The 14,671-nt window shown below is 64.2% G+C and carries 15 protein-coding genes; all 15 read right to left on the bottom strand.

The window, feature by feature from the left end; translation table 11 throughout:
* Positions 1-59: 59 nt before the first annotated feature.
* The 15 genes from ABID19_RS07280 to ABID19_RS07210 all read right to left on the bottom strand — a co-directional run bounded on the left by ABID19_RS07280 (position 60) and on the right by ABID19_RS07210 (position 14,624).
* Positions 60-734, bottom strand: a complete 675-nt coding sequence (locus ABID19_RS07280) for an amino acid ABC transporter permease (protein ID WP_354489194.1) — start codon at positions 732-734, stop codon at positions 60-62.
* A 197-nt stretch (positions 735-931) separates the two neighbouring features.
* Positions 932-1,729 (bottom strand): ABC transporter substrate-binding protein, encoded by a 798-nt coding sequence (locus ABID19_RS07275; RefSeq protein ID WP_354489192.1) that lies wholly within the window; start codon positions 1,727-1,729, stop codon positions 932-934.
* A 99-nt stretch (positions 1,730-1,828) separates the two neighbouring features.
* Positions 1,829-2,968: an aminotransferase class V-fold PLP-dependent enzyme gene (locus ABID19_RS07270; protein WP_354489190.1), complete on the bottom strand. Its 1,140-nt coding sequence runs from the start codon at positions 2,966-2,968 to the stop codon at positions 1,829-1,831.
* A 170-nt stretch (positions 2,969-3,138) separates the two neighbouring features.
* Positions 3,139-3,867 (bottom strand): GntR family transcriptional regulator, encoded by a 729-nt coding sequence (locus ABID19_RS07265; protein WP_354489188.1) that lies wholly within the window; start codon positions 3,865-3,867, stop codon positions 3,139-3,141.
* Between the two features lie 150 nt (positions 3,868-4,017).
* Entirely contained in the window at positions 4,018-4,413 is a 396-nt protein-coding gene (locus tag ABID19_RS07260; protein ID WP_354489187.1) for a RidA family protein, read from the bottom strand.
* Between the two features lie 78 nt (positions 4,414-4,491).
* Positions 4,492-5,640 carry an acyl-CoA dehydrogenase family protein gene (locus tag ABID19_RS07255; protein WP_354489185.1) on the bottom strand — a complete coding sequence of 383 codons (1,149 nt, stop codon included), beginning with the start codon at positions 5,638-5,640 and terminating at the stop codon, positions 4,492-4,494.
* 245 nt (positions 5,641-5,885) lie between these two features.
* Complete coding sequence (locus ABID19_RS07250) at positions 5,886-6,698, bottom strand: enoyl-CoA hydratase family protein (RefSeq protein WP_354489183.1); 813 nt, start codon at positions 6,696-6,698, stop codon at positions 5,886-5,888.
* Positions 6,695-7,165, bottom strand: a complete 471-nt coding sequence (locus ABID19_RS07245; protein WP_354489181.1) for a MarR family winged helix-turn-helix transcriptional regulator — start codon at positions 7,163-7,165, stop codon at positions 6,695-6,697. Before ABID19_RS07245 ends, ABID19_RS07250 begins: the two co-directional genes overlap by 4 nt.
* Positions 7,159-7,929, bottom strand: coding sequence for an SDR family NAD(P)-dependent oxidoreductase (locus ABID19_RS07240; RefSeq protein ID WP_354489179.1), 771 nt, complete (start codon positions 7,927-7,929; stop codon positions 7,159-7,161). The genes ABID19_RS07245 and ABID19_RS07240 overlap by 7 nt, the downstream gene beginning before the upstream one ends.
* The gene (locus ABID19_RS07235) at positions 7,926-10,229 is read right to left on the bottom strand and encodes a bifunctional salicylyl-CoA 5-hydroxylase/oxidoreductase (protein WP_354489178.1); all 2,304 of its coding nucleotides are present in this window, start codon (positions 10,227-10,229) and stop codon (positions 7,926-7,928) included. The genes ABID19_RS07240 and ABID19_RS07235 overlap by 4 nt, the downstream gene beginning before the upstream one ends.
* Before the next feature lie 143 nt (positions 10,230-10,372).
* Positions 10,373-10,972, bottom strand: coding sequence for a VOC family protein (locus ABID19_RS07230; protein ID WP_354489176.1), 600 nt, complete (start codon positions 10,970-10,972; stop codon positions 10,373-10,375).
* Positions 10,973-11,068: 96 nt separating this feature from the next.
* Positions 11,069-11,899, bottom strand: a complete 831-nt coding sequence (locus tag ABID19_RS07225; RefSeq protein WP_354489175.1) for an ATP-binding cassette domain-containing protein — start codon at positions 11,897-11,899, stop codon at positions 11,069-11,071.
* The gene (locus ABID19_RS07220) at positions 11,892-12,779 is read right to left on the bottom strand and encodes an ABC transporter ATP-binding protein (RefSeq protein WP_354489174.1); all 888 of its coding nucleotides are present in this window, start codon (positions 12,777-12,779) and stop codon (positions 11,892-11,894) included. The genes ABID19_RS07225 and ABID19_RS07220 overlap by 8 nt, the downstream gene beginning before the upstream one ends.
* The gene (locus ABID19_RS07215) at positions 12,776-13,624 is read right to left on the bottom strand and encodes an ABC transporter permease (RefSeq protein WP_354489172.1); all 849 of its coding nucleotides are present in this window, start codon (positions 13,622-13,624) and stop codon (positions 12,776-12,778) included. Before ABID19_RS07215 ends, ABID19_RS07220 begins: the two co-directional genes overlap by 4 nt.
* Positions 13,617-14,624 carry an ABC transporter permease gene (locus ABID19_RS07210; protein ID WP_354489170.1) on the bottom strand — a complete coding sequence of 336 codons (1,008 nt, stop codon included), beginning with the start codon at positions 14,622-14,624 and terminating at the stop codon, positions 13,617-13,619. Before ABID19_RS07210 ends, ABID19_RS07215 begins: the two co-directional genes overlap by 8 nt.
* Between the last annotated feature and the right edge of the window lie 47 nt (positions 14,625-14,671).

Raw genomic sequence — 14,671 nt, 5'->3', positions numbered from 1 at the left:
TCCTGCGAAGTGCCTGACGGATTGGGAAGCGAAAATTAACAGATGAGAAACTGGCGACGTCACCGGGTCTTTTCGGTTTTGAAACGGCGTTCCAGCAGGCTGACGAGGCGGACCATCGGCCAGAGAAAGAGCAGATAGACCAGCGCCGCGCCGATCAGCGGCGACGGGTTGGCGTAGAGCGACTGCGCGTTGGTCGCTTCCTTCAGCAATTCGGGCAGCGCCACTGTTGAGGCGAGCGATGTGTCCTTGAACATCGAAACGCAGTTGCTGGTCATCGGCGGAATGACCACGCGGATCGCCTGCGGCAGCACCACCTTGCGCAAGGTTAGCAAAAACGGCAGGCCGAGTGCCTGCGCTGCCTCGAACTGGCCGCGTGGGATGCTTTCTATGCCGGAGCGGAACACCTCGGCCGAATAGGCCGCCATGATGATGGCGAATGCGGTCACCGCGGAGGTCCAGGACGACAGGCGAATGCCGAGGAACGGCAGGGCGTAGTAGATCAGGATCAGCACGACCAGCACCGGCATCGCCCGGAAAATATCGATATAGCCGACCGCCAGCAGCCGCAGCGGCTTTGGCGCGTAGAGTCGCATCAGGCTGATCGCCAGGCCGACGGGGATACCTATGCCGATGCTCAGCAGCCCGAGCAGCAGCGTGTTCAGGAAGCCGCGCAGCAGCGCCGGCAGGCTGGAGATCATGACATCGGCGTTGAAGAAGGTCTCGAGCAGCGACATGGGGAGCATTCCCGGAAAAATTTTGGCGTCCCGCGACGCTAAAGCATGACTCCGAAACCCCGAAATAGGCCCTCGGAGTGGATCATGCGTGAAAGAAGGGCTGCGACGTCTGTTGCGCGTCCAGGAGGACGCGCGGCGCTGCCCCGTGAAATTGTGCCGGCGTGGAAAGCCGGCACAATCTCGGCATCAGTTGCCGCTCAGGCCTTCGGCATCGGCATTTCCTTGACGGTCGAAGAATCGGCGGGCGCGTCGCTGCCGAACCACTTCTTGTGGATCGCGGCCAGCGTGCCGTCCTTCTTCATTGCGGTCAGTGCGTCGTTCAGCTTGCCGAGCAACGGGTGGTCCTTGGCCATCATCAGGCCATACTGCTCGCCGGTCTTGATACGCGCTTTTACGGCGAGATCCTTCATCCTGGTGAAGGAGTATTCGAGGCCCGGGACGTCGCTGACCGCCGCGTCGACGCGCCCGGCGCTGAGGTCGAGCAGCAAATTCTGCTGCGTGTCGTAACCCTTTACCTCGCTGAACCCGCCGGTCTCCTGGTGTTGCTTGGTCCAGGCTTCACCCGTCGAGCCGGACAGCACGCCGATGATCTTGCCCTTGAGGTCGGCCTCGGCCTTGATCGGGCTGTCAGCCTTTGCGGCGATGCCCATGTCGGAATCATAATAGGGCTGCGTGAATGCCTGCGACTTCAGCCGCTCCGGGTTGATCGTGATCGACGAGATGGCGACGTCGATGCGCTTCGACGTGGTAGCGGCGAACAGCGCCTGAAATCCAAGATCGGCAATTTCTGTGGTCATGCCGATGCGCTTGGCCGCCTCGTTGACGATGTCGACTTCGAAACCTTCGAAAGTGCCGCTTTCGTTCTTGTACTCAAAAGGCGGATTGGTCGGATAGGCGCCGACATTCAGCACGTCCGCGGCATAGGCGGTGGCTGGGCCGGCAGCGATGCCGATGGCGGTAGCGAGAAGAAGCAGGTTACGGCGAGTGAAGCTCATTTTCGTTCCCTCTGGTTCGGCCACTCCCTGTGGCGCTTTTCCACTTCCGCCCCTTTCAGCGCCCTGGTTCCGGACACTGCAGGCGAGGCGGCACCTGAATTAGGACACGCGGCGTTGCTGCGCGCCGATCAAATGTTGCAGGCGCTCCAGCAGAGCGTCCACCGCGTCGCCTGATGTGACCATGCCGGGCGACAGCCTCAGCGTCGCGCCGCGCGCGTCGCAGTAAAGTCGCTCGCTGCGCAGCGTCGACACTGTTTTCACCGGGTCGACGCCTTGCGGCAAGGTCAGCATGACGCTGCCGCCGCGCTCGTCTGGATCGAGCGGCGAGCGAACCGCCCAGCCATTGTCCAGCGCGCAGCCTATGATGCGCCCGGTCATGCTGGCGTTCTGTGCGCGGATAGCGTCGACGCCTGTCTCGGCCACCCATTCAAGGCCGGGCAGCGATGCGACGCTGGCCAGGATGGCCGGCGTGCCATGGTCGAACCGGCGCGCATCGTCGGCATAGGTGAAACTGTCGAGATCCCACGAAAACGGGTTTGGCTGGCTGAACCAGCCGCGAAGTTCCGGTCGGCAGGCGGACAGCAGATCGGGCGTCACCTGGAGGATGCCGGCGCCCGAAGTGCCGCACAGCCATTTCAGCGAGGTCGAGACGACGAAATCGACCGGCGTCTTCGCAATCGAGAAGGGCGTCACGCCGACGCCTTGGGTGATGTCGACACCGACAATGCTGCCCATCTCCCGGCCATGCGCGGCAAGCCGCGCCACGTCGCAGCGGTGTGAGGCCGTCGAGGTGACGAAGGTCAGCAGGGCCAGACCGACATCGTCCTGCCAGCGGGCGATGAAATCCTCTTCGCGCACCCAGCTCTCGCCGGGCCGCAACGGCACGGTGTCGAGGGTGAAGTCGAAGCGCTCGGCCAGACCGGCGAGCAGGAAGTGCAGGCTCGGAAAACAGTCGGCCGCGACCAGCAGGCGCTTTCCCGCCAGGCGCTCGGACGGCAGCGCGCCAATCAGGCTGTAGAGCGCTGACGTGACGTTCTCGGCGGTGGTCAGCGTGCCCTGTGGGGCATCGATCAGCGAGCCCCAGGCATCGATGAAGCGCTGCCGGGAGGCAAGGGCCGCCGGCCACTGGCCGTCATCTTCCGCCGACCAGACGCCCGAGAATTCCGACAGGGCAGCAGCCATGCGCTCCGCCTTGCCGGGAAACGTCCCGATGGAATGGTAGAGAAAATAACCAGACACTATGCTTTTGCTCCCTGTGATCATGTGATCACAAAACGGAATACGGATCAATCGCTGCACTCGAAGAAATGCAATTCAATAGCGAAGATCGGGGTGATTTTTCCGGGCCACGAGCGGTCGCGGATCGGCACATTCCGGCGGCGGTCTTGCGGTCAGCCCGCAGCCAAGCTTCAGGAGGCCTTGCCGAACCCGGCGAACTCGACCGGCCTGGGTTCCGGCACGTCGGGGCAGATCGCGCGGAGCGTCTCCTGCGTCCTCTGGATGTCGGCAACGACCTCCTCGCGGGCGCGAGGAAAATCGCGATCCCTAAGTGCCGCGATGATCGCAGTATGCCGCCCCGACGGCTCCATCGTGCCGGCGTGCATCAAAGGCGCGACATGGTTGGACAGCAGCCGCATATAGGGGCCGAAGCGCAGCCACAGCGTCTCGATCAGTTGAAACAGCACGTCGGAGCCGGAAGCGCGGTAGATGGTGAAGTGGAACTGCTGGTTCTTGGCGATTAGCTCGTAGATGCTGCCATTGCGCCCGATCGCCTGCTGGTCGTCGGTGATCTGCTGCAACGTGGCTACCTCGGAAGCAGTCAGGCGCGGCGCCCCGAGTTCGGCTGCCAGGCCTTCCACGGCGACACGTGCCCGGCAGAGGTCGTCGAGCCGCGCGCGGGTGACGACGGGTACGCAGGCCGAGCCGTTCTGCGATATCTCCAGCGCATTCTCGGCGGCGAGCCGCCGCAAGGCCTCGCGCACCGGCATGTTCGAAGTGCCGAAGGCTTCGGCCAGCGAGGCAATGGTCAGCACCTGGGCTGGATCGAAGCTGCCGACCATCAAGGCATGCCGAAGCTGCTGGTAGACGCCGTCCTGGACGGTCACGCGTCCCGATACAGGTTCAAATCCCAGAGCCACAGTTTTTGGTTTCCTCCGACGGAAGCTATGTGCAAATTGCACGCTTGCGATCGCCCGACCGAAGCGCGTGATCATCTGATCACAAAAGCTGCGTGGAGCCAAGTCACTCGGCCGACAAGGGCTTGATGCCTGATTGGAAGGGAGCCGGCGTCAGTCCGGGATCACCGCCGTTGCCTGGATCTCGACCTTGGCGCGATCCTCGACCAGCGCGATCACCTGCATAGCGGCCATGGCCGGAAAATGCCGCCCGATAACCTCGCGATAGGCCTCGCCGATCCCTTTGAGGTTGGCCAGATACTCGGCCTTGTCAGTAAAGTACCAGGTCATCGAGGTGATGTGCTCAGGCTTGGCGCCGGCCTCGGCGAGCACGGCGACGATGTTGGCAAGCGTTTGGCGCACCTGGCCGACAAAATCATCGGTTTCGAATTTGCCTTGCCCGGTCCAGCCGACCTGACCGCCGATGAAGATCAACTGCCCGCGCGCGGCGACGCCATTGGCGTAGCCGACAGGTTTCGCCCAGCCTTCCGGCTGCAGGATGGTGTGCATATCAAGCCTCCCGATATTCAAATCCGGTCGTAATATTCAAATCGAACCAATCCGCAATTTTTTGTCGCAAGCTCGGCCTCAGGCCGCTCCCATCACTTGCCTGGCGATGACCACCTTCTGCACGTCGGATGCGCCCTCGTAGATGCGCAGCGCACGGATCTCGCGATACAGGCTCTCGATAATGTGACCCTTGCGGACGCCGTCGCCGCCATGCAGCTGCACGGCCTTGTCGATCACCTCTTGCGCCTTGTCGGTGGCGAACAGCTTGGCCATCGCCGCTTCGCGGGTGACACGGGCCGCGCCCATGTCCTTGGTCCAGGCGGCGCGATAGACCAGCAGGGCGGCGGCATCGACATCCAGCGCCATGTCGGCGATGTGGCCCTGCACCATCTGCAACTCGGCCATCGCAGCGCCGAACAGTTTGCGCTCGGCCACTCTTTTGATGCTCTCGTCCAGCGCGCGCCGGGCAAAGCCGAGTGCCGCCGCACCGACGGTCGAGCGGAACACGTCGAGCACCGACATGGCAATGCGGAAACCATCGCCTGGCCGGCCGATCAATGCCGAGGCCGGAACGCGAATATTGTCGAAGGACAGGCGTGCCAGAGGATGCGGCGCGATCACTTCCAGCCGCTCGGCGATGGCGATCCCGTTGGTGTCTGCCGGCACGATGAAGGCGGAAAGCCCCTTGGCGCCGGGCGCCTCGCCGGTGCGGGCGAAAACGATGTAAAGATCGGCGATCCCGCCATTGGAGATCCAGGTCTTTTCACCTGACAGCACATAGTCGTCGCCGTCACGCGTCGCCGCCATCTCCATATTGGCGACATCAGATCCGGAGCGCGGCTCCGACAGCGCGAAAGCGGAAATCGCCTTGCCGGCGCGGGTCTTCGCCAGCCAGCGCTGCTGCTCCGGCGTGCCGAACAGGCTGAGCGCGCCGGTGCCGAGCCCTTGCATGGCGAAGGCGAAGTCGGCCAGCCCGTCATGCCGGGCCAGCGTCTCGCGCGTGATGCACAGTGCGCGCACGTCGAGCGGTCCGGGGTTGTCCGTGTCGAGCGCCGTCGGCTTCAGCCACCCGTCCTTGCCGAGCTTCACCACTAGCTCGCGGCAGGCGGCATCGACATCGTCATGCGCGACCGGCAGGTTTTTCGCACACCAGGCGTCCAGCTGTTCGGCCAGTTCACGATGGCGGTTCTCGAAAAACGGCCAGTTGAGGAAGGACCGGTCAGGCATTTCTGCCTCCACTGTGCTTCGGGCCTTGCACTCCACGGCGCCCCCCTCTGTCCTGCCGGACATCTCCCCCACGAGGGGGGAGATTGGCTGTCGCGGGCGCTTTCGCCAATTTCCAGCGTTGCAAAAAGAGGCGAGGCAATGGAACTGCCAATCTCCCCCCAAGTGGGGGAGATGCCAAGTGGCGGAAAAGGGGGCAGGACAGAGGGGGGCGCTGTCCCGCCAGCGTATCCATTGAAACAACCATCCTAGTTCCCCTCGAACACCGGCTTTTCCTTGGCCACAAAAGCCTCATACGCCCGCTTGAAATCGCCGGTCTGCATGCAGATCGCCTGCGCCTGCGCTTCGGCCTCGATCGCCTGGTCGAGGCCCATCGACCATTCCTGGTTCAGCTGCGTCTTGGTGATACCGTGGGCGAAGGTCGGGCCGGAAACGATGCGCGCGGCAAGCTCAAGCGCATCGGCTTCGAGTGCCGCCGCATCGACCAGCCGGTTGTAGAAACCCCAGCGCTCGCCTTCCTCAGCACTCATCGTTCGGCCGGTGTAAAGCAGCTCGGCGGCGCGGCCCTGGCCGATGATGCGCGGCAGGATCGCGCAGGCGCCCATGTCGCAGCCGGCAAGGCCGACGCGGGTGAACAGAAAGGCCGTCTTGGCCTCGGGCGTGGCGATGCGGATGTCGGAGGCCATGGCGATGATGGCGCCGGCGCCCACCGCCACGCCGTCGATCGCCGCGATGATCGGCTTGCCGCAATTCAGCATCGCCTTGACAAAATCGCCGGTCATTCGGGTGAAGGCGAGCAACGCCTTCATGTCCATCTTCACCAGCGGGCCGATGATGTCATGAACATCGCCGCCGGAGCAGAAATTGCCGCCATTGGGCAGGAACACCACCGCATCGACATCTTCGGCATAGACGAGGTCACGAAAAATATCGCGCAGCTCGGCATAGCTTTCAAAGGTCAGCGGGTTCTTGCGCTCCGGCCGGTCGAGCCGGATTGTCGCGACCTTGCCTTCGACTTGCCAGAGGAAATGCTTCGGCTTGCGGCCGGCCATTTTTGTCATTCCCGTCCCTCCCAGTTGCTGCGGAAGGAATTCAGCATGCCGGTCAGCCGGCGCGCCTCGTCCTCGCTCACATTGCCGAGCAACTCGCCGATCCAGCGCTCATGTGCGGCGGCGATCACGGCGAAAGCCTTCGAACCTTCCTCCGTCAGCCGCACCATCGAGGTGCGGCGGTCGCCATTGCGCCGGGCGCGGGCAACCAACCCTTCCGAAACCAGCCGGTCGACAATCCCTGTCACATTGCCGTTAGACACCAAAAGGAACCGCGACAGGTCGCTCATCAGCATGCCTTCCGGCGCGCGGTAGAGCGCCGCCATCACGTCGAAGCGCGGCAGCGTCGTGTTGAATTCCTGCCGCAGGCGCTCGCGCAACTCGGCCTCGATGCTGCGCGAGGCGCGCAGCAGCCGAACCCATAGCCGCAGGCGGTCCTTGCCGAGTCCGGACGGCGCGGGCAGGGGACCGGCTACCATGTCTCGCCTCCCGAGATCGAGATCGTCTGCCCGGTGATCGATTGGGCCGCATCGCCGCACAGCCACACCACTGCGGCTGCAACTTCTTCGGGCTGGATGAAGCGACCTTGCGGGTTGGTCGAGGCAAGGCTCGTCCTTGCTTCCTCGGCCGAGCGGCCGGTCTTTTCGACGATGCGCTGGATGGATTCCTCGAGCATCTCGGTTTCGGCGAAGCCGGGGCATACGGCGTTGACCGTCACCCCGGATTTGGCCGTCTCGACCGCCAGCGACCGCATCAGGCCGACGACGCCATGCTTGGCGGCAACATAGGCCGCGACATAAGGATAGCCTTTCAGGCCGGCGGTCGACGCGACGAAGATGATCCTGCCTGTCTTCCGGGCAACCATGCCGGTCAGCGCCGGTTTCACCGTCAGGAACGCGCCGGTCAGGTTGACATCGAGCGTGCGCTGCCAGTCCGTAAGCGAGGTCCGCTGTGCCGGGGCGCTGCCGGACATGCCGGCATTGGCGACGACGATATCGATCGGCCCGCGCTCAGCCTCCGCCTGGCTGTAGAGCGACGCCATCGCTGCCTCATTGGTGACGTCGGCAGCGATGCCGAAAATTCGGTCGCCTTCCCTGGCGACCTCGGCAAGTGCAGCCTCGCGACGGCCGCAGATGGTGACGTCGATCCCCGCGCCGGCCAGCGCCAGCGCGATGGCGCGGCCGACACCGGAGCCGCCGCCGGTGACCAGCGCGTGCCGCGTTGTCATCGTCGCGGCGCTCATACTTTCAGCCCCGCCGCTGCGTCGCGTTCGGCCAGCCGGTAGATCTGGTCGCGGCCAGGCAGATAGGGATCCGGCCATTTGACGCCGCGGTCGCCGAGTGTGACGGCCGCATGCAGCGTCCAGTAGGGGTCGGCGAGATGCGGCCTTGCCATCGCGACGAGGTCGGCGCGGCCAGCCATCAGGATCGAATTGACATGGTCCGGCTCATAGATGTTGCCGACCGCCATGGTCGCCATGCCGACCTCGTTGCGGATACGGTCGGAAAACGGCGTCTGGAACATGCGGCCGTACACCGGCCTTGCATAGGCCGAAGTCTGGCCGGCCGACACGTCGCAAATGTCGACGCCGGCCTCATGCAGTAGCCGTGCGATCTCGACCGCATCGGCTGGCGTCACGCCGTCGATGCCGACCCAGTCATTGGCCGAGATGCGCATTGAAACAGGCTTTTCATCAGGCCAGGCGGCGCGCACAGCATGGAAGACCTCCAGCGGATAGCGCATGCGGTTTTCCAGCGAGCCGCCATAGGCGTCCGTGCGTCGGTTGGTCAGCGGCGTGATGAAGGAGGACAGGAGATAGCCGTGCGCGGCGTGGATCTCCAGCATGTCGAAGCCGCAACGCGCCGCCATCTCGGCCGAAGCGACGAACTGATCGCGCACCAGATCCATGTCGGCGCGGTCCATCGCCTTCGGCAGCTGGTTCTCAGGCGACCACGCCACCGCCGACGCCGCCATCACCGGCCAGTTGCCTGATGTCAGCGGCACGTCGGTTCCTTGCCAGCCGAGCCGGGTCGAGCCCTTGGCGCCGGAATGGCCGATCTGCGCGCAGATCTTGGCCTCGGTCTCGGTATGGACGAAATCGACCAGCCGCTTCCAGGCGACCTCATGTTCGGGTGCGTAGAAACCCGGGCAGCCAGGCGTGATGCGGCCTTCCGGGCTGACGCAGGTCATCTCGATGTAGACGAGGCCGGCGCCGCCCTTGGCCCGTTCGGCATAGTGGGCGAAGTGCCAGTCGGTCGGACAGCCGTCGACGGCCTTGTACTGCGCCATCGGCGAGACGACGATGCGGTTCTGCAGCGCCATGTCGCGCAGCCGGAACGGCGCGAACATCGGCGCGCGACGAAGACTGTTACCGCCGTTACCGCCGGCGCCCGCCTGGCGCTGAAACCACTCTTCAGCGCCGGCCAGCCACTCGGCATCGCGCAGCCGCAGATTCTCGTGGCTGATGCGCTGCGAGCGGGTCAGCAGCGAATAATTGAACTGCACCGGGTCGAGGCCAAGATAGCGCTCGACCTCCTCGAACCATTCAAGCGAATTGCGCGCCGCCGACTGCAGCTTCAGCACTTCGGTGCGGCGGGCGTCCTCATATTTGCGAAACGCTGCCTCGAGGTCGGGCTCGGAATCGACATAGTCAGCCAGCGCCACCGCACTTTCCAACGCCAGCTTGGTGCCGGAGCCGATCGAGAAATGAGCGCTCGCCGCCGCGTCGCCCATCAGCGCCAGATTCTCGTAGGACCAGCGCTCGCACAGCACGCGCGGGAAATTGATCCAGGCCGACCCTCTGATGTGGTTGGCATTGGTCATCAGCGCGTGGCCGTCGAGATGCCTGGCGAAGATCCGTTCGCATACCGCGATCGATTCCTGCTGCGACATCGCGCCGAAGCCAAAACGCTGCCAGGTCTGCTCACTGCATTCGACGATGAAGGTCGCGGTGTCCTTGTCGAACTGGTAGGCATGCGCCCACACCCAGCCATGCCTAGTCTTCTCGAAGATGAAGGTGAAGGCGTCGTCGAATTTCTGCTGCGTGCCGAGCCAGACGAACTTGCACTTGCGTGTGTCTATATCGGGCTTGAACACGTCGACGAAAGCGCCCCGTGCCTTCGAATTCAGCCCGTCGGCGGCGACCACCAGATCGTGGCTCTCCATATAGGGCTTGGGATCGGCGATATCGGTCTCGAAGACCAGCTTGACGCCGAGCTCTCGCGCCCGACGCTGCAGCAGGGTAAGCAGCCGCTTGCGGCCGATGCCGCAAAAGCCGTGGCCGGTCGAAACCGTGCGCACCCCGTCATGGATGACGGCGATGTCGTCCCAATAGGCGAAATGTTTTTTGATCCAGACGGCGCTGACCGGATCATTCCTGGTCAGGTTGTCGAGCGTTTCGGCCGACAGCACGACGCCCCAGCCGAATGTATCGTCTGCGCGGTTGCGCTCGAACACCATCACCTCGTGCGCGGCGTCCCTGAGCTTCATCGAAATGGCAAAGTAGAGGCCGGCTGGTCCGCCGCCGAGAACCGCAACCTTCATGCGTGCGATCTCCTCTTCGCTTTCTGCGCCTATTATCGCGCCAGGGACAATTATTTCAAGCTTAAAGTTTCATAATTGAAGCGGTTGGTCTCAGATGCCTGTGGCGTGCCTGCGGTCAAACTCGCAAGCACGCGCTTGCCGGATCATTTTTCCGGCGTCTTCGGGCTCCACAGCACCGTCTCCGCGCCTTTTTCATACGCCATGCCGTTGGGATAGCTGATCGCTTCCAACTGCAGGCCCCACGGCGCCTGGAAATAGAGAATGGTCTGGCCGGCCGCCGGCCCTTCGGTAACCGGCAGCGGCCCCATCCGCGTCTTGACGCCCTTTTCATCGAGATAGGCTTTCGCCGCAGCGATATCGTCGACATAGAAGGCGATGTGGAAGCCGCCAATGTCGCTGTTGCGGGCCTGCAGATCTCTCTGATCAGGCGCGGTGTATTTGAACAGCTCGATATTCGATCCGTGGCCGCAGCGGACCAGGGTGATCTCCTCGATCACCGCCTTGGGGTCGACGCCCAGTAGATCCTGCATGAACGTGCCCTTGTCGTCGGCGAACGGGCCGAAGGACATCGCTTTCTTGCAGCCGACGACCTCGGTGAAGAAGTCGACGGCCTGCTTCATGTCGGGAACCGTAACCCCGGTGTGATCGTGCCCGCGCATGCCGGGAATGGAGCCGGCGGAAGCGGTGCCGATGCCGGCCAGGACGGCGGTCGCAAGCGTTGCGTTTCGGATTGCGTTCTTCATCTCAGTCATCCTTCTCGCGGGGCGTGGGTGACTTGCCGGGCGCACGCCCGAGGCCCGCTCTTCGGCGTGCGAACGAGATTTGCTGTGAATGGTGCTTCATGCCGATACCTTGGCGGCGGGCAGCAGCCAGCCTTCATCGATTTCGGGCAGCGGAATGGCGGATATCAGGTCGCGCGTGTAGGCTTGCTGCGGCTTCTCGAACAAGGCGTCCGTCGCGCTTGCCTCGACAATCACGCCTTCGCGCATGACGATCACCTGCCGGCACAACCGCCGAATGACAGACAGATCGTGGCTGATGAAGGCGACGGTCAGGCCCATCTCGGCGGCCAGCTTTTCGAGCAGCGTCAGGATCTGTGCCTGGGTCGAGACGTCGAGGCCGGAGACGATCTCGTCGGCCAGCACGAATTTCGGCGACAGCGCCAGCGCACGCGCAATGCCGACGCGCTGACGCTGGCCGCCCGACAGTTCGTGGCGATAGCGGCTGGCGAAGCTCTGCGGCAGGCCGACGCGCTGCAGCGCTTCCGCAACTCGGCCTTTCAGATTGTCGCCGAGGCCGTTCTGCCTGAGGGGTGCTGCGATGATGCTGAAAATGGTGCGGCGCGGATTGAGCGACGACATCGGATCCTGGAAGATCATCTGCAAATTGCGGCGCAGCGGCCTGAGCTCGGCCTCAGGCAGACGCGTGATATCGCGGCCGTCGAAAATGATGCTGCCGGCGCTCGGCTCCAGCAGGCGCACCAAAGCGCGGCCGAGCGTCGATTTGCCCGATCCGGATTCGCCGACGATGCCGGTTACCGATCCCTTGGGTAGGTCGAAATCCAGCCCTTTCAGGATCTCGGCCAAAGGCGCGCGGCCGATCAGCGGCTTTCGGGTCATATCAGGCAGCGCGACCTTCAGCCCGCGCACGGAAAACAGCGGCTCAGCCATGTGGCCGTCTCCAGGCCAGGTCGGCGGCGGCGATCTCCGCGGCCAGTCCGGCCAATACCGCGTCGTCCACCGGTTTCAGCGAGGCGAAGGGATCGGTGTAGCGCGGTGTCGCCGCCATCAGCGCTCGCGTGTAGGGGTGCTGCGGAGCCGCAAACAGCGCCGCCGTTTCGGCCTCCTCCACCACCTTGCCGGCATAGAGCACCGACACTTTCTGGCTGATCTTGGCGACGACGCCGAGATCGTGGGTGACGAACAGGATCGCCGTGCCGTGCTCGCGCTGCAATTGCGCAATCAAGCGCAGGATCTGCTTCTGCACCGTCACATCGAGCGCCGTGGTCGGCTCGTCGGCGACGATCAGCCGAGGTTCGGCGGCGAAGGCGGCGGCGATCAGCACACGCTGGCGCATGCCGCCGGAAAGCTCGTGCGGATAGCATTTGAGGACGCGGTCCGGATCGCGGATCTGCACTTCGTCCAGCAACTGCCGGGTGCGCCGATCGGCTTTATCACCACTCCAGCCGAGGATGCGCACCAGCCGATCGGTCATCTGCGGACCGATGCGGCGCGACGGGTTTAGCGCGGTCAGCGGATCCTGCGGGATCAGTGCGGTGCGGGCGCCGATCAGCGTGCGCCTGGCCTTGGGCTGAAGCCGGCCGAGATCTTCGCCTTCGAGCAGCATATCGCCTTCGACGATGCGCACGCTCAGTGGCAGAACGCCGAGCACCGCCTTGCCGATCATCGTCTTGCCGGCGCCGCTCTCGCCGACCAGCGCGCGCACCTCGCCGGGTTGAACCGAGAGCGAGACCGAGCGTAGCACGCGTTGGCCGTTGGCCAGCACGGCGCTCAAGCCGCTTATGTCGAGGCAGGGTTTCGCGGCGTTCATCGCAGCACCGGATCGAAACGGGCTTTCAACGCCTCGCCGAACTGGCTGAACGACAGCACGGTCAGGATCAGCGTGACCAGCGGGAACACCAGCACCCACCAGGCCTGATGGATCGACAGCCGGCCCTCGGCGATGATGCCGCCCCAGGTTGGATCGTCGGTCGAGATCGACAGATTGACGAAGGACAGGATCGCCTCGACGATGACCGCGATGCCCATCTCCAGCGACAGCAGCGCCACGATCGACGGCACCACATTGGGCAGCACTTCGCGCAGCATGATGCCGATGCGGCCATAGCCGGCGATGCGGGCGTTCTCGACATAGTCCATGCGCGCCTGGCCCATGGTCTCGGCGCGGATCACCCGGCAGAAGCGCGTCCAGTCGATGACGGCGATGGCGATGATGACCGAGCTCAGGCCGGTGCCGAGCACCGCGACCAGCAGGATGGCAAACAGTACCGGCGGGAATGCCATCCAGACGTCGACGATGCGCGAGATGATGCGGTCGGCCCAACCGCCGAAATAGCCGGCGACAAGCCCGAGCGTCGAGCCGACCAGGCAGGCGACCAAGGCCGCCGCGAAGGCGACGATGAAGGCGATGCGAGCGCCGAAGATGAGCCGCGACAGGAGATCGCGGCCGAGGCTGTCGGTGCCGAGCCAGAAGCCGGGTTCCGCGCCGCTCATCCAGAACGGCGGCAGGCGCTCGAACATCAGATCCTGCGCCAGCGGATCCTGCGGTGCCACCAGCGGCGCGAAGATCGCCGCCAGCAGCGCCAGCAGCAGCCAGCCGCCGGCCAGCCACAGCCTTGCGCCCGAGCCATGTCTTGCAATGCGGCTCTCATCCATGGCGCAGCCTCGGATTGAGCAGCGCATACATCATGTCGACAGTCAGGTTGATCAGCACGAACAGCAGCGCGAAGACCAGCACGATGCCCTGGATCAGTGGCAGGTCGCGGTTGATGACGGCGTCGATCGCCATATTGCCGAGACCTTCATAGGAAAACAGCCGTTCGACGATGACGGTGCCGCCGATCAGGAAGGTGAACTGCACGCCGACCAGGGTGAGCGTCGGCAGCGCGGCGTTCTTCAGCGCCTCGCGCAAAATGACCTGCGTTTCCGAAAAGCCCTTGACCCGCGCCAGCACGACGTAGTCGAGATCGAGCACTTCCTTCAGCGACTGTTTCAACAGCTGCGAGATGATCGCGGCCAGCGGCAGTGCCAGCGCCACGGCCGGCATCAACATGTGCCCGAGCAGGTCCTCGGTCAGGTCGAAGCGCAGCCGAGCAATGCTCTCGAACAGATAGAACTGGGTGACGAAGGGCAGGTCGAGCTGCGGCGACACGCGGCCGGAAATATCGAACACGGGGATCAGCACGCCGAATAGCAGGATCAGTACCAGGCCCCACAGGAAGTCGGGAATGGAAAGGGCGGCACCACTGGCGATATCGATGCCGGCTTCGACTGCGGTGCCGCGTTCGCGCGCGCCGAGGATCGCCGCCGTGCCGCCGATCGCCAGCGCCATCAAAAGAGCGACGATAGCGAGCTCCAGCGTCGCCGGCAGCCGGTTGAAGACCAGCCCCAACACATCTTGCCTGAGCGAGATCGAGGTGCCGAAATCGCCCCTGACGACGCCGGACAACCAGATGAAGAACTGCTCGACGATGGTCTTGTCGAGCCCATAGAGCGCACGCAACCGGGCGATGTCGGCATCGGTGGCGCCGGGCGGCAGCATCATCGCGATCGGGTCGCCGGGCGCGACGCGAATGACGACGAAGACGACGACGGCGACGCCGAACAGCGTGATCGCCATCGTCAAAAGACGGATCAGGAATCTTTGCAGCAGCATGGTCGCCTGTATGCCTGGCGGAAAATGCGCGCCGTCGTTGCGGACGG

It is taken from the genome of Mesorhizobium robiniae (assembly GCF_040545535.1).
Classification (GTDB): Bacteria; Pseudomonadota; Alphaproteobacteria; order Rhizobiales; family Rhizobiaceae; genus Mesorhizobium; species Mesorhizobium robiniae.
The sequence above is the reverse complement of the archived record's forward strand: the minus strand, read 5'-3'. Positions and strand labels throughout refer to the sequence as shown.